Annotated in this window: 13 protein-coding genes; 8 read left to right on the forward strand and 5 right to left on the reverse strand. The window is 36.3% G+C overall.

Translation table 11 applies throughout. The features are described from left to right. Window positions 1-53 precede the first annotated feature (53 nt). From B2145_RS12440 to B2145_RS12460, 4 genes are all read right to left on the reverse strand, one after another. Entirely contained in the window at window positions 54-590 is a 537-nt protein-coding gene (locus B2145_RS12440) for a DUF4136 domain-containing protein (RefSeq protein WP_291102734.1), read from the reverse strand. 143 nt (window positions 591-733) lie between these two features. After that, window positions 734-2716, reverse strand: coding sequence for a urocanate hydratase (locus B2145_RS12445; protein WP_291102737.1), 1983 nt, complete (start codon window positions 2714-2716; stop codon window positions 734-736). Window positions 2717-2789: 73 nt separating this feature from the next. Next, on the reverse strand, window positions 2790-2966 hold the full coding sequence (locus tag B2145_RS12450) for a DUF5522 domain-containing protein (RefSeq protein ID WP_291102739.1): 177 nt from the start codon (window positions 2964-2966) through the stop codon (window positions 2790-2792). A 366-nt stretch (window positions 2967-3332) separates the two neighbouring features. Further along, window positions 3333-4160 carry a hypothetical protein gene (locus B2145_RS12460; RefSeq protein WP_291102742.1) on the reverse strand — a complete coding sequence of 276 codons (828 nt, stop codon included), beginning with the start codon at window positions 4158-4160 and terminating at the stop codon, window positions 3333-3335. A 385-nt stretch (window positions 4161-4545) separates the two neighbouring features. On the opposite strand from B2145_RS12460, the gene B2145_RS12465 reads away from it, so the two are divergent. The 5 genes from B2145_RS12465 (at window position 4546) to hemL (ending at window position 10683) form a co-directional block, all read left to right on the forward strand. Next, on the forward strand, window positions 4546-5244 hold the full coding sequence (locus B2145_RS12465) for a PAS domain-containing protein (protein WP_291102745.1): 699 nt from the start codon (window positions 4546-4548) through the stop codon (window positions 5242-5244). 412 nt (window positions 5245-5656) lie between these two features. Further along, window positions 5657-7423 carry a T9SS type A sorting domain-containing protein gene (locus B2145_RS12470; RefSeq protein WP_291102747.1) on the forward strand — a complete coding sequence of 589 codons (1767 nt, stop codon included), beginning with the start codon at window positions 5657-5659 and terminating at the stop codon, window positions 7421-7423. Between the two features lie 91 nt (window positions 7424-7514). Next, entirely contained in the window at window positions 7515-8501 is a 987-nt protein-coding gene (locus B2145_RS12475; protein WP_291102749.1) for a 1-aminocyclopropane-1-carboxylate deaminase/D-cysteine desulfhydrase, read from the forward strand. Between the two features lie 20 nt (window positions 8502-8521). Beyond that, complete coding sequence (locus B2145_RS12480; protein ID WP_291102751.1) at window positions 8522-9391, forward strand: glucosaminidase domain-containing protein; 870 nt, start codon at window positions 8522-8524, stop codon at window positions 9389-9391. A gap of 5 nt (window positions 9392-9396) precedes the next feature. Continuing rightward, window positions 9397-10683 (forward strand): glutamate-1-semialdehyde 2,1-aminomutase, encoded by a 1287-nt coding sequence (gene hemL / locus B2145_RS12485; protein WP_291102753.1) that lies wholly within the window; start codon window positions 9397-9399, stop codon window positions 10681-10683. Between the two features lie 169 nt (window positions 10684-10852). On the opposite strand, the gene B2145_RS12490 is transcribed toward hemL, so the two are convergent. Next, window positions 10853-11311: a Spy/CpxP family protein refolding chaperone gene (locus B2145_RS12490; RefSeq protein ID WP_291102755.1), complete on the reverse strand. Its 459-nt coding sequence runs from the start codon at window positions 11309-11311 to the stop codon at window positions 10853-10855. A 195-nt stretch (window positions 11312-11506) separates the two neighbouring features. Between B2145_RS12490 and B2145_RS12495 the strand changes: the two genes are divergently transcribed. The 3 genes from B2145_RS12495 (at window position 11507) to B2145_RS12505 (ending at window position 15229) form a co-directional block, all read left to right on the forward strand. Next, window positions 11507-11989 carry a c-type cytochrome gene (locus tag B2145_RS12495; protein ID WP_291102756.1) on the forward strand — a complete coding sequence of 161 codons (483 nt, stop codon included), beginning with the start codon at window positions 11507-11509 and terminating at the stop codon, window positions 11987-11989. Between the two features lie 77 nt (window positions 11990-12066). After that, window positions 12067-14046 (forward strand): Sec-dependent nitrous-oxide reductase, encoded by a 1980-nt coding sequence (nosZ, locus tag B2145_RS12500; protein ID WP_414654629.1) that lies wholly within the window; start codon window positions 12067-12069, stop codon window positions 14044-14046. 148 nt (window positions 14047-14194) lie between these two features. Continuing rightward, window positions 14195-15229, forward strand: a complete 1035-nt coding sequence (locus tag B2145_RS12505) for a nitrous oxide reductase accessory protein NosL (RefSeq protein ID WP_291102758.1) — start codon at window positions 14195-14197, stop codon at window positions 15227-15229. The last annotated feature ends 3 nt before the right edge of the window (window positions 15230-15232 follow it).

Consider the following 15232-nt stretch of genomic DNA (forward strand, 5'->3'; position numbering starts at 1 on the left):
AATTTTCAGGACTCGCAATGACTCAACACCGCTATCTGAAATCTGCAATCTGCCTACTTTTTCATTGGTGGATATTGCGCCAATATTTTTGCGACAAATTCGTTGATTTGTCCCTCTTTTTTGGAACGATTTTGAGTTAAGTAACCTACTCCTTCACCTTCCCAAATTAATTCTTTTTTCTTGGCATCAATTAAATCGATATAGAGCGTTCCTTCGGTTGAGGTACTAACATAAGTTTGCCCTCCCCATAAATAAGGATTCCAGCCATAACCCCAGCCATAACCCCAGCCGGTATTATATTGATTGACATCTACATGTTCTCGTTCTTTAGTAAAAATGTTTATCAGTAAATCGGGTGTGTCACTTTTGGTCATTCCTTTATTGCTGAGTTCGAGGTCGATGGCATGAAGAATTCGTTTCTTATCCAAGTCTGAAATCGCGACTCTGTCAATACCTCTTTTATGAAATGCATAGGTTTTGTATTGACTAAAATCAACATTTTTGTCATAATCGGAATATACACTAACTGCGGAGCCACAAGATCCCAATATAAAAAGTAGGAGTAGTGGAAGGGTTTTAATTGCTTTCATATTTTTGATTATTAGATAATTAGAAAGATTAAAGTTACAACAATATATTCAAAATGCCTAAATAGATTGGAATAGTTATTTTCGGTATTTAAAATTTAACTCAGCGTATTCAAACGCTCAATCTATCACGATAGTTTTGGAGTTTAAAAATCAAATAATCCCTCTTCAACGATATTGGGAATGGTAACTTTCAATAAAGGCTGTGTCGCCATCGCTCTTTTTATGGCAAAAATAGCTCCTTCATTTCGGGCCCAACTTCTTCTGGAAATTCCGTTGTTGACGTCCCAGAAAAGCATTGATTCTATGCGCTTTGAAGCCTCTTTTGTCCCATCAAGAACCATACCAAATCCACCATTAATGACCTCGCCCCAACCAACGCCTCCGCCATTGTGAATCGATACCCAAGTAGCACCACGAAAACTGTCGCCAATCACGTTTTGTATCGCCATAGCGGCAGTAAAGCGGGAGCCATCATAAATATTCGAGGTTTCTCTATAAGGGGAATCTGTGCCCGAAACATCGTGATGGTCACGGCCTAACACGACTGTTCCAATCTCGCCTTTGGCAATAGCCTGATTAAAAGCTTCGGCGATTTTCATTCTGCCTTCGGCATCGGCGTAAAGTATTCTGGCTTGTGAGCCAACGACCAACTTGTTTTCCTGCGCGCCTTTTATCCAGCGAATATTGTCCTGCATTTGCTGCTGAATTTCTGCCGGAGCCGTTTTCGCCATTTCTTCAAGAACATCGCAGGCGATGGCATCCGTTTTTTGTAAATTTTCCGGATTTCCTGAGGCACAAACCCAGCGGAAAGGTCCAAATCCGTAGTCAAAACACATTGGACCCATGATATCCTGCACATAACTTGGATACCTGAAATCAATATGATTCTCGGCCATAACATCTGCACCGGCACGAGAAGCCTCAAGTAAAAAAGCATTCCCGTAATCGAAAAAATAAGTTCCCTTTGCAGTGTGTTTATTGATGGCATTGGTATGTCGGCGCAAGGTTTCCTGTACTTTTTCCTTGAATAAATCAGGATTATTGGCCATCATTTCATTGGCATCCTCAAACGAAATATCCGCGGGATAATACCCGCCAGCCCATGGATTGTGTAAGGAAGTTTGGTCTGAACCCAAATCAATATGAATATTTTCTTGGTCGAATTTTTCCCAGACATCCACCACATTTCCCAGATAAGCGATGGAAACTATTTCTTTATTGGATTTTGCCAAAGCGACTCTTTTTACCAATTCATTAATATCTTCGATAACCTCGTTTATCCAACCTTGACTATGTCGAATGTGGGTAATTTTTGGATTGACTTCGGCGCAAACCGTAATACAACCGGCAATATTTCCGGCTTTTGGTTGTGCGCCACTCATTCCTCCCAATCCTGAAGTGACAAACAATCCACCTTCGGGACTGCGTTTTATTTTTCTGAAACCGTTCAGAACGGTAATCGTGGTTCCGTGAACAATGCCTTGTGGGCCAATATACATATAACTTCCGGCAGTCATTTGCCCATATTGCGAAACGCCAAGTGCATTGAATTTTTCCCAATCATCCGGTTTAGAATAGTTAGGAATCACCATTCCGTTAGTCACGACAACTCGTGGAGCTTCTTTGTGGGAAGGAAATAATCCCATAGGGTGACCCGAATAAATGGTCAGTGTTTGATCCTCGGTCATTTCTGACAAGTATTGCATTGTCAATAAATATTGCGCCCAGTTTTGGAAAACCGCACCATTGCCTCCGTAAGTAATCAACTCGTGAGGGTGTTGCGCCACGGCATAATCCAGATTGTTTTGAATCATCAACATTATGGCTTTGGCTTGTTCACATTTTCCTGGATATTCCTGTATTGGTCTGGCGTACATTTTATAATCTGGGCGAAATCGGTACATATAAATGCGCCCATAGGTGTTTAGTTCTTCCGCAAATTCTTTGATTAGTTCCGCGTGATGTTGAGGTTCGAAATAACGAAGGGCATTGCGAAGCGCTAATTTTTTCTCCTCTGCCGAAAGAATTTCTTTTCGTTTTGGCGCATGATTGATGGTAGTTTCGTACCGTTTTGGTAGTGGTAAAACATTTGGAATTCCTTCTTGAATTTGTTCTTTGAAACTCATTTGTATGTTTATTTGTTGATTCGGTTATTTGTTGATTTGAGATGGTACTTCATTTTCAAATTTTCAAATTGCCTCATTTTCTAATTTTTCCAGTTTTTTTATCGAATCCATAAGGGCAATGGCGACAACCACTCTTGCAACAATAGCCGCGTTTTAAATGGAATTTTTCGGTAAAGCATTTATAGCCTTCCGGCGTATAATAAAAATCTTCGCCTTCGATTAATTTATTTTCATTACTTTGTTCGTTCATACCTACAAATTTATAAACTTTAAAACGAATGTTTCTAATTGTTTCCAACTATTTAATTCCGAATGGATACCGCGGATTGACCGTATTTCCATTTGTACTTGTAAAATAACGATTGGATAAAGGGAATTTAGTTTTTATAAATCACGAACAAATTCATCTGCTTCAGCAATTGGAGTTGCTGCTGCTTTCTTTTTTTATTTGGTAATTTATGAAGTTTTTCCTTGTGTTTATCGCAACACAAAAACACTGATTTGACTTATAGAAACATCAGTTTTGAGCGAGAATCTTATATCAATGAAAAAGACCTTGACTATTTAAAGCAAAGGTCTTTTTATAAATTTTTGTATTATCGTTAGGTTATGAACGCTACGGATATTCGACAAATGGGTTTTTAATTGATGTATGGAAATCCATAGATAATCCACCGGCATCATCTGCATAAGTATCGCCAGCTAAACTAGAATCTCTCCAAATACGGCAAATCAGTACGCTGGAATAAGTCATTCCTGTTCCGTCGATGCCTGTCCCTATAGTAGTTAAAAGATGTTGGTTAACGGTGAAAGGGCCAGTTGCAATGCCAGTAATCGTAGTAACTGCAGAAAAAGTTCCTGTATTTAAATTTGCCCAGGTGTAATCTAAATTCCATTGTACATCTCCTGATCCTGTTGATTTAGGAACCCAATGGATATGTGGATAAATGGTTGTTCCGTCTTTCCAGTTATGGGGTAATTGTAAGGTAAAAGACATCCCATCTGACTGATTATTTCGGAAAAACCAAATTTGTGGACCGGTTGTCCCTGATAAATATCCCAATACCGCAGAAGCTGCTCCTTTATCAAGAGAAACCCTTAAATCGTCTTCAATGGCTAGAGCGGTATTTCCTGCGTTAAATTTTATCCAAACGCTGCCATTCCAAAAATAGTAACCGGGAGTTACATTGTTTGGAGTTGTTCCGGCAGTAGTCGTGTTGTAAACGAATGTTCCCGCTATAATGGCTCCTCCTTGTGGGTTTGTCACAGGAGCGGCTACAGTGACTGAAGTAAGGGCAACTTGTGGAGCTATAAATCCATTTGTGGTTGAATTGATTTCAAGAGCGCCTCTGGGTGTCGTGGTTCCAATGCCTACTTGTGCAGTTGCATTTGTGCATATCATTAAAACTAATAGTCCAATTGATAAAAGAGTAATTTTTTTCATAATAGAAGAGTTATAATTTGGAATAAATAGCAAATAATAATTGGACTCAAAATCCAGTATTTTTTATTTAAATAAAATCTAAATTACGATTAAAATAACATGAAAACAAGTTTGTTTTTGCTTTTTATTTAGATAATCGGTATTTTTCACCGACGAAAGGCGCATACCAACGTATTTTGTAAGTAATAGTTTATTTATTTTGAAAAATATTTTTCTATAAAGGATCATTTTAAACTACGTAACTATATGAATATAAGAACATTTAGCGTTTTATTTGTTTAACCTATAAAAGAAACTATTTATGGTTGATCAAGATAAATTTTTAAAATAGTAAAGAATATCAATGTTGCATTTAAGTTTGCTTCGTTATAAAATATAATAGATTATGGAACACAATTCTGATGAATTAGAGATTGGAAAACAATCCAAAGAGGAATTATTGCGACTTGTTCAAATTTATAGAAAGGGTATTGACGAAAATATTATTTCTTCTATCACTGACGTGAAAGGAACAATTATTTACGTCAACCAAAATTTTTGTGATGTGACAAAGTATTCATCAGATGAACTTGTGGGACAAAACCATAATATTATCAATTCTGGCTATCACCCAAAAGAATTTTTTAAAAATATGTGGAAAATTATTGGAAATGGGGAAGTTTGGCATGATGAAGTAAAAAACAAAGACAAAGATGGGGGGTATTACTGGGTAGATACAGTAATTGTTCCAGTCAAAGATGGTAAAGGCAAGATAACTCAATATCTGTCATTACGAACATTAATCACCGAGAGAAAACTACTGGAAGAGGAAAAAAAAGAGTACGTAAAGTCATTGGAAGAAATGCTTTTTATGATTTCACATAAAGTAAGACAGCCTGTTGCTAATATTATAGGGCTTGCAGATCAACTTACTGATTTATCAAGTAGTTCGACAGACGAAGTAATCGGTTATATCAAAAAATCTGCTGTGTCTCTTGATGTTTTTACAAGGGAGCTATCAATATTTATGTCTGAAGTAAAAAATAATAACAAAAAGGAGATAGATAATAACAGGAGCTTATCAAAAATGGTGTTTAGAGAGTAAAATAAAAATCCATGAAAAAATAAATATTTTTTTTAGAATTTAACATTATTGTTGTCCGATAAAAATTAAACTCGTTTGTTTTTAATTTTTATTGGACAACATGCTTTAGAACATTAATGTTATAATAACTCAAATTATTTTATTGCATTTAACGGATTTGAGTCACTATTATTACGTACTATTATACTTATAAAATTAATTAAAATCGTACTTCATCGATTATTATTGCACTTAGCAGGTTGTTTTTGTTAAAAAATGATTATTTTTAATAAACCATTAAAAAATTCGGAGATTGAATTATAAAAAAATTAGTAAATAGCAACAACTGCTATACATTAGCAGCCAATAAAGAGAATGAGTTTGCAAATAAACTGTTGCTCAATGGAATGAAATTAACTTAATCTTTTAGATTATGAAACCAAATTTACTTTTAAAATCGATATTGTTTGCCGTTGGATTTCTGTTTCAGTTTCAGGCAAATGCGCAAGATATGTACGTGAAAGCAAATACTTATGTTTATGCAAGCAACCAATACGTTTATATAAAAAATGACCTAGAGTTAAACGCATCCAGCAGTAATTTTTATTTAAGAAATGATGGGCAGCTGTTGCAGGGCACCACTGGGTCAGGAGCTAATAAGGGAATAGGTGAGCTATCTGTTTTTCAGGAAGGAACCGTGAATAATTATCAATATAATTATTGGTGTTCTCCTGTGGGAAATACGGCGTCATCGTCATCAATAAACAATCCCTTTGGAATTACTCAACTCAAGGATATTACAGGTTTGACAACCAGTAATGCTCCAACTATTCTAGCCGCAAATGTATATGATGGTACAGCTTCTCCTTTTGCAATCGCTCCTTATTGGATTTATAAATTCATCGTCAAAAGTTTATATTCTGATTGGGTTCAGGTAGGTTCAGCTTCTACCATAAATACCGGTGAAGGTTTTACTATGAAAGGGAGTTCAGGGACAAATTCAACCACGGTCGATGGAGTCCAAAACAATCCCGATGGGAAGCACCAGCGCTACGATTTCAGGGGAAAACCAAATGATGGAACCATTAATATTCCTGTTTTAACAGGCGAATTAACATTAACCGGAAACCCATATCCGTCTGCAATAAATTTGCAGGCGTTTTTAATTGCCGAATTAAATTGTACCGGTACTGCTTATTTCTGGGAACAGGATAAAACAGTGAATTCACATTATGTAGGGGATTATAGAGGCGGATATGGCACGTATTCCGGAGCCAATATTTATGTTCCCGCAGTATTTTTTACTTATGATGGAGCAGGTAATGAAGTTGCCAATTTAGGGAGCTCCGGTAATTATTTTGAGAGAAAATATTCTCCCATAGGTCAAGGATTCATGATTGAAGGGCTTGCAAACGGGAATGTTCAAATGAAAAACAGTTACAGGATTTTTATAAAAGAAGGAGCCGCAAATAGTTCACAGTTTGAAAAAAGGACAAACAATAAGAGTGCTGCCACTGCAGATACAACGCCACAAATTCGTTTTAATACTTTATTAGACAACGGGCCAATTAGCCAGATGGTTTTGGCATTCGATCCTTTATCCACTGATGGAGTCGATCGTGCCATGGATGCTGCGTCACCAAATAATGGTCTGGCAAATAATTACTTTGTAATTAATAATAATGAATATGTTGTCAATGTCATGCCTTTTGATATTGACAAAAAAATAGCTATTGGATTTAGAAATACGGCACAGGCCAATTATAAAATCACAGTCCACGAAATTTTAAACCTTGCCGAAGTTACAAACGTTTATTTGCACGATAAAACGGCTAATTTATTTTATGATATTAAAAACAGCGTATTTGACGTGACATTACCAGCAGGGACAAACAATACGCAATATGAAATTACCTTTAAAAATGGCACTTTAAAGGTAAATGATTTTGCAAATAAAAACTTCGTGGTGTACCAAGACAATGCTGCCAAAAAACTGACAATAAGCAATCCTTTGCAAAAAGAACTTGCGTCCTGCGATTTGTATGACGTGGTCGGTAGGTTAATTTTCACTAAAAACCAGTTGGGAAATGATTCTTCTTATGAATTTTCGACATCAAATCTAAGTGATGGTATTTACTTTGTTAAGTTAACCGCCAATGATAAAACAAAAATGGGAACAAAGATTGTTGTTAAAAATTAACTCACTTCAACGGACAATAACACTGAATGCAATCTAAAAAGGTTGCATTTTTATTGCATATAAATTATACCTTTGTAAAAAACAGTCCGGTTTGAATCAACAATTATCCATAAAATTTCTGAACTCAATTTCCTTGCATATTAAGCGAGAAGACTTGATTCATCCAATTGTTTCAGGGAATAAATTCCGAAAGCTAAAATATAACCTGATTCAAGCAAAAGCCGAAAACAAGGAAACGCTACTCACTTTTGGCGGCGCATTCTCCAATCATATTGCTGCAGTTGCTTTTGCGGGAAAAGAACAAGGTTTCAAAACCATCGGAATTATTAGAGGGAATGAATTGCGGGAGAAAATATTGGAGAATCCCACCTTGCAATTTGCCCAAGATTGCGGAATGCAGTTCGAGTTTGTTAGTCGAGAAGAGTATCGCCATAAAACCGAAGCTAGTTTTTTGGAAAAATTAAAACACGAATTTGGTGATTTTTATCTTGTTCCCGAGGGCGGAACCAATGAATTGGCCATCAAAGGTTGTGAGGAAATTCTAACCAAGGAGGATGCCCAGTTTGATTTTGTTTGCTGCGCCGTTGGAACCGGAGGGACAATTTCGGGAATTATAAATAGTATTTTGGCACATCAAAAAGTTTTGGGATTTCCCGCCCTGAAAGGTGATTTTTTAAATAATGAAATTCGTAATTTTGCACGAAACGAGAACTGGGAATTAATTACCGATTATCATTTTGGTGGATACGGAAAAGTAAACCCGGAATTAATCGCCTTTATCAATCAGTTTTACGTAGACAATAAAGTTCCTTTGGATCCCATTTATACGGCGAAGATGGTTTTTGGCGTTATGGATTTGATTCAAAAGAATTATTTTCCGGAAAATTCAAAAATTTTACTCATTCATACCGGTGGAATTCAAGGAATCGCAGGAATGAATTTGAAACTGAAATCCAAAAAATTACCAATAATAGACTTCAATGAAATGAGTATAAACGAAAAATTAATCGCAAACACTAATGAAGATATGCGACCCGAGCGAAAGCGAACAGGCGAAGCAATTACATATGACCGATAAAAAACAATAAATATCTACATATGAATAAAATATATGTAATCCTAACTATAGCCTTGCTTTTCGTAAGTTGTAATACGAGTAAGTCGGTCATTCAAACCACCAGAAAAGGTTCCAAACCGTATACTTCGGTGGCAAGATCCCCGAGAAAATCTTCTGTCAAAAAAACAAACGAGAATACATCTAATGCAAAATATGCCGAAAACAATACTTCAGAAACACAAATTCTCGAAGCCACAACTCGCGTAAAAGTCACCAATGAATTGATTCTGGCTTACATCGAAAAATATAAAGGCGTGGCACAATCCAATATGAAAAAATATGGTATTCCTGCAAGTATAATTTTGGGACAGGCAATACTGGAATCAGGATCGGGAACGGGACCGTTATGTTTATATGCAAACAATCATTTTGGGATAAAATGCCATAAAGATTGGTTAGGGGCAAGCATTAAGTATGATGATGATTCAATTGACGAATGTTTCAGAAAATATGACAATCCGTATGATTCGTTTCGAGATCACTCTCTTTTTTTAACGGCTGGATCACGGTATTCACAACTTTTTAAATTAAATAAAAAAAATTACAAGGATTGGGCCAAAGGTTTAAAGGATGCGGGTTACGCCACGGATTCGCTGTATCCTGCAAAATTAATTAGTTTAATAGAACGGTTTCAATTGTATAAATATGACGTTGAAACTTTAAGAATAGATAGTGAAGTTGTTGAACAAAACGATGTTATTGCTCTCAACGATGATTCATATAAAGTTACAAAAGGAGATACTTTGTATTCAATTTCAAAAAAATACAATATTTCAATTGAGGATTTAAAAAAGAAAAACAAGATTTTAGATAACGCAATTTCAATAGGGCAATCAATAATTATAAAGTAAACTATATGTTATATCAAAGAAGTAGCCAGCTTTTTGCTGCAGCAGAAAAAGTAATTCCAGGCGGTGTGAATTCTCCTGTTCGAGCCTTCAAAGCGGTAGGCGGAACTCCGATTTTTGTCAAAAGCGCCAAAGGGGCTTATTTATATGACGAGGATGGAAACAAATTAATTGATTATATCAATTCTTGGGGGCCAATGATTTTGGGTCACGCTTATGAACCGGTTGTTCAAGCCGTAATCGAGAAAGCCAAATTAGGAACTTCTTTTGGTATGCCAACAGAATTAGAAACTCAGATTGCTGCTTTGGCAGTTTCGATGGTTCCAAATATCGATAAAATCAGATTTGTAAATTCGGGTACCGAAGCTTGCATGAGCGCGGTAAGATTGGCTCGCGGCTTTACCAAAAAAGATAAAATAATCAAATTTGCAGGTTGCTATCACGGTCATTCCGATTCGTTTTTGATACAAGCCGGAAGTGGAGCAATTACTTTTGGCACACCCAATAGTCCTGGCGTTACAGCTGGAACCGCAAAGGATACTTTGCTGGCAAAATACAATGATTTAGAAAACGTGGCCGCTTTAATTGGAGCCAATAAAAACGAAATTGCGGCCATAATAGTGGAGCCTGTCGCGGGAAATATGGGTTGTATTCCACCAAATAAAGGTTTTCTTGAAGGACTAAGACAGCTTTGTACCGACAATGGAATTCTGTTGATTTTTGATGAGGTGATGACAGGATTTAGACTCGCAAGAGGCGGGGTGCAGGAATTGTTTAACATTAAAGCCGATATTGTTTGCTTCGGAAAAGTAATAGGTGGCGGTTTGCCCGTGGGTGCTTTTGCAGCCAGAAATGAAATAATGGATTATTTGGCTCCACTTGGGCCTGTTTATCAGGCCGGAACCTTGTCTGGAAATCCGTTGGCGATGGCGGCAGGACTGGCAATGTTGCAAGCATTGGATAATGAACCAGCTATTTTTAAAAGATTGGAAGAAAAAACAGCTTACTTGGCAGCAGGAATCGACCAAGTTTTAAAAGCAAATAAGGTGGCTTTTACAATTAATCGCATCGGATCAATGGTTTCGGTGCATTTTGATGCTGCTCCAGTGGTAGATTTTCAAACTGCCGCAAAAGGAGATAATGATACCTTCAAAAAATTCTTTCACGGATTGTTGCAAGAAGGCATTTATATTGCCCCATCGGCTTATGAAACTTGGTTTGTCACTGACGCCCTTTCTTATGAAGACTTGGATTTTACCATTCGAGCCATCGATAAAGTATCAAAAACTTTTTAAAGAATTATAGGAATTCCTTCTCCCACTCCTTCGGAGAAGTTCCGATAGGTACCGGGGGTAAGGGTAAAAAAAGCTTCCGGCATTAACCGGAAGCTTTTTAATTTTGTGAATCCAAGGTTAAAATGCGCTGTTAGGCACGATAAATAGCACTTTACAGCCTTTGTTTACATTAGTTTCCCATTTTGCATCCTTCTCTTCTGTCTCCTCTTCTGTCTCCTCTTCTGTCTTGATGTTTTTCTTTTAAATTATTCCATTTTTCAAATTGTTCTGGCGATAATATTTTTTTCATTTTATCTTTCATGGCAATTTGTTCATCAAGCATTTTGTTTTTCAAGGCAAAACGTTCATCGGCAGTTGGTCTTCTTTCACTTTCTTTTTTCGCCATCCGTTCGGCTCTCATAGCCTCTCTTTTGGTGCTTTGTTCGGCAATGATTTGCCCAACTTGTTCTTGCTGTTTTGCATTCAGGTCCAATTCCAATGTCATTTTTTTCAACATTAATTGGTTTCGTTGTTCTGGGGATAGTTTTTCCATCTCAGTTCGATACGGTCTTTTTTCCATCTCTTTTCTGTTCTGGGCAAAAGCCGACATTCCAACAATAAGTAAGGCAACAATAATTAAATTTTTCATCTTTTAAAATTTTTAAGGTATTGATATAAGACTTAGGTAAGTTTCAAAGGTTTAATTATTAACAAAAGTTTATCATTTATTTTTTGTTTGCATTGTGCAAAATATAACAAAAAACATTTTTAAATATGATTACAATCATAATCAGTCACTTAAATAATTCAGAAATTTGTTCAAGAAATTTTAAAACCAATTTTTATGTACAAATTATTTTATTTTATAGTTGCGTTTGCAATGTTGACATCATGTGGCAAAAAAGAAAAATCCACCGAAGATTTTTCAACGGGTACAACTTCGGGAGAAACTACCGAAGCAGCCGCAACTTCGTCTACTTATGATCCAAACAGGGGTATTGGAAAATTTACCACTGTAGATTTAGGAGACAAGCTAGATGTGGCTATGGCTGCCGAAGGTGAAAAAATCCAATCAGTAAAATGTTCTGCTTGTCACAAGTTGACCGATGAAAAGTTAGTGGGTCCAGGATGGAAAGGGGTTACTTCCAGACAAAAACCAGAATGGATTATGAATTTTATCACAAATCCTGATGCGATGATTGACAAAGATCCCAAGCTTCAAGCTCTATTGGAAATTTGTTTGGTTCGCATGCCAAATCAATCACTTAATGATGCTGACGCAAGAAATGTCCTTGAGTTTATGCGCAAAAATGATGGCGTAAAATAAGTATCGTAAAATTAATTAACCTATAATTGAAAGTATTATAAAATCAAAGATTCACGAAACCAAAAAAAACAGAAATTATGAGTAAAAATAAATTTTTAAAAACTACCCTGGTCATTTTTATGGTAGCCGCATTTTTTAGTTCTTGTAAGCCAAAAGATTCAGGCGACGTTGTTAGCGGTGACGCTGCACAAAGAGCTTATGTTGCACCGGGAAAATATGACGAATTTTATAATTTCGTTTCGGGAGGCTTTAGTGGCCAAATGAGTGTGTATGGTTTGCCAAGCGGAAGATTACTGCGAGTGATTCCTATTTTTTCTGTGGATCCTCAAAGTGGTTATGGTTTCAGTGAAGAAACGAAACCAATGCTGAATACTTCTCATGGGCTTATTCCATGGGATGATCAACATCACGTTGAAATGTCTCAAACTAATGGGGAGGTTGATGGCCGTTGGGTTTTTGCCAATGCCAATAATACGCCAAGAATTGCTCGTGTTGATTTGAAAACCTTCAAAACGACAGAAATTATTGAGCTACCCAATAGTGCAGGGAATCACTCCTCACCATTTATCACCGAAAACACGGAATATGTAGTAGCCGGAACTCGTTTTAGTATCCCGCCGGATAACGCTAATGGGGATGTGCCAATTAACACTTATAAACAAAATTTTAAAGGATATTTAAGTTTTGTAAAAGTGGGCAAAGAAGGTCAAATGGATATTGCTTTCCAAATTGAAGCTCCAGGGGTAAACTTCGACTTAAGTCATGCCGGGAAAGGTAAATCTCACGGTTGGTTTTTCTTCTCTTGTTATAATACGGAACAAGCCAATACTTTACTTGAAGTAAATGCTTCACAAAAAGACAAAGATTTCATTATGGCTGTAAACTGGAAAAAAGCCGAAGAATATATTAAAGCGGGTAAAGGAAAAAAAGTGCCGGCAAAATATGCCCATAACACATGGGATGAAAAAACACATACTGCAAAATCTGAAATAAAAACGGAAGTTTTAGTTCTGGATTCTAAAGTATTGAAAGACCTTTGTTATTTTATTCCTTGTCCAAAATCGCCTCATGGCTGTGACGTGGATCCTACTGGGGAATACATTGTAGGAAGTGGAAAATTAGCCGCGTTAATTCCTGTATTTAGTTTCGACAAATTACAAAAGGCTATTGCCAATAAACAATTTGATGGTGAATTCGATGGAATTCCGGTTATTAAATATGAAGCTGTGTTGCACGGTGAAGTTAAAAAACCAGGTTTAGGACCGTTACACACAGAATTTGACGGAAAAGGAAATGCTTATACTACTTTCTTCGTTTCTTCTGAAGTAGTAAAATGGGATATCAAATCATTAAAAATTTTAGACAGAGCACCTACTTATTATTCTCCCGGACACCTTTGTATCCCCGGTGGTGACAGCAGAAAACCATTTGGAAAATATATGATTGTTTATAATAAAATTACTAAAGACCGTTATTTGCCAACAGGTCCAGAATTAGCCCAAGCTGCCCAAATATTTGATATTACCGGTGATAAAATGAAACTGATTCTAGATTTTCCAACCATTGGGGAACCCCATTATGCACAAGCCGCACCAGCAGATTTAATCAGAAATAATGGTCAGTTAAAATTCTATAAAATAGAGGATAACAATAATCCTTATGTGACCAAAGGGGAGAAAGAAGCAAAAGTGGTAAGAAAAGGGAATAGAATTGATGTTTATATGACTTCGATTCGTTCTCACTTTGCATCTGATAATATTGAAGGTATAAAATTGGGGGATGAGGTTTATTTCCATGTTACGAACTTAGAGCAAGATTGGGATGTTCCTCATGGATTTGCCATTAAAGGAGCGGATAATGCGGAGTTATTAATCATGCCTGGAGAAACAGCCACTTTAAAATGGGTTCCAAAAAAAGCAGGAATAGTTCCATTCTATTGTACGGATTTCTGTAGCGCATTGCATCAAGAAATGCAAGGATATGTTAGGGTTTCGCCTGCTGGAAGCAATGTTCCATTGACTTTTAGTCTAGGAACAAATCTTCCGGCTACTAAATAAATAAATTTTTATAAAAAAAGGGAACAAAATTTCTTTGTTCCCTTTTTTTATAAAAACAACTATGAAAGGAGCATAACAATGACTCGATGAAACACCGATGAAGACATGCGAATTCCATATTCATTAAATAAACAAATATTATATTCATATGAATACTTCAAAAATATCTTTATTTTCAAAAGTCGTTCTTTTGATTGTAAGCGCACTATTATTTGGTTCTTTGTTGTTTCCAATGTGGAGAATTGAATTGACGGCACCTCAATATCCTGAAGGATTGGTGTTACAATTACACGCCAACAAAATTGGGGGTGATGTAGACATTATTAACGGATTGAACCATTATATTGGCATGAAAACATTGCACACGAAAGATTTTGTGGAATTTTCAGTATTGCCTTATATATTTGTTTTTTTCGGATTGTTTTCTTTGGCAGTGTTTTTTATGGCTAAAAGAAAGGGCGTGATTTTACTTTTCGTGTCTTTTGTGCTTTTCACAATATTGGCAGGTGTGGATTTTTACAGATGGAACTATGAGTATGGGCATAATCTTAACCCGAATGCCGCGATTGTCGTGCCAGGGATGGCCTATCAGCCACCGTTAATTGGATACAGGCAATTGCTGAATTTTGGGGCTTACTCTATTCCGGATATTGGCGGATGGATGATGATTGCCGCTGGGGTTTTACTTTTTATTATTGTGGTGAAAGAAACCCATTTGTTGCAAAGATTTAGAAAACCTAAAATCGGAGCTGTTTTATTTTTCTTGGTGTCATTTTCTGTTTTATCATGTACAAATGTCAAAGCAGTCCCTATTAAATTAAATGTGGATAATTGTGATTTTTGTAAAATGAGCATAGCGGATCCTAAATATGGAGCTGAAGTGATTACCCAGAAAGGAAGGGTATATAAATTTGACGATATTATGTGTATGGTAAATTATTGTAAATCAAATTCCGAAACAAAAATGAAGGATTTTCATGTACTTGATTATACCCAAGATAATGTTTTGATTCCTGCTGAAACTGCTTTTTTTTTCACTGGAGGGGATATTCATAGTCCGATGAGAGGTAATATTATTGCTTTTTCCAATGAAAATGAAGCAAAACAATTTGGTGCAAAATTGAATGCAGAATCTACCACTTGGAAGGCGATTTTACAAAAACAATCTACAATTATAAATTAAATG

This window comes from Flavobacterium sp. UBA5153, assembly GCA_002413745.1.
Taxonomy (GTDB): domain Bacteria; phylum Bacteroidota; class Bacteroidia; order Flavobacteriales; family Flavobacteriaceae; genus Flavobacterium.

Bases quoted from the DNA above. Each gene is read 5' to 3' on its own strand.
- B2145_RS12440 (WP_291102734.1), bottom strand. From the start codon at position 590: ATGAAAGCAATTAAAACCCTTCCACTACTCCTACTTTTTATATTGGGA.
- B2145_RS12445 (WP_291102737.1), bottom strand. From the start codon at position 2,716: ATGAGTTTCAAAGAACAAATTCAAGAAGGAATTCCAAATGTTTTACCA.
- B2145_RS12450 (WP_291102739.1), bottom strand. From the start codon at position 2,966: ATGAACGAACAAAGTAATGAAAATAAATTAATCGAAGGCGAAGATTTT.
- B2145_RS12460 (WP_291102742.1), bottom strand. From the start codon at position 4,160: ATGAAAAAAATTACTCTTTTATCAATTGGACTATTAGTTTTAATGATA.
- B2145_RS12465 (WP_291102745.1), top strand. From the start codon at position 4,546: ATGGAACACAATTCTGATGAATTAGAGATTGGAAAACAATCCAAAGAG.
- B2145_RS12470 (WP_291102747.1), top strand. From the start codon at position 5,657: ATGAAACCAAATTTACTTTTAAAATCGATATTGTTTGCCGTTGGATTT.
- B2145_RS12480 (WP_291102751.1), top strand. From the start codon at position 8,522: ATGAATAAAATATATGTAATCCTAACTATAGCCTTGCTTTTCGTAAGT.
- hemL (WP_291102753.1), top strand. From the start codon at position 9,397: ATGTTATATCAAAGAAGTAGCCAGCTTTTTGCTGCAGCAGAAAAAGTA.
- B2145_RS12490 (WP_291102755.1), bottom strand. From the start codon at position 11,311: ATGAAAAATTTAATTATTGTTGCCTTACTTATTGTTGGAATGTCGGCT.
- B2145_RS12495 (WP_291102756.1), top strand. From the start codon at position 11,507: ATGTACAAATTATTTTATTTTATAGTTGCGTTTGCAATGTTGACATCA.
- nosZ (WP_414654629.1), top strand. From the start codon at position 12,067: ATGAGTAAAAATAAATTTTTAAAAACTACCCTGGTCATTTTTATGGTA.
- B2145_RS12505 (WP_291102758.1), top strand. From the start codon at position 14,195: ATGAATACTTCAAAAATATCTTTATTTTCAAAAGTCGTTCTTTTGATT.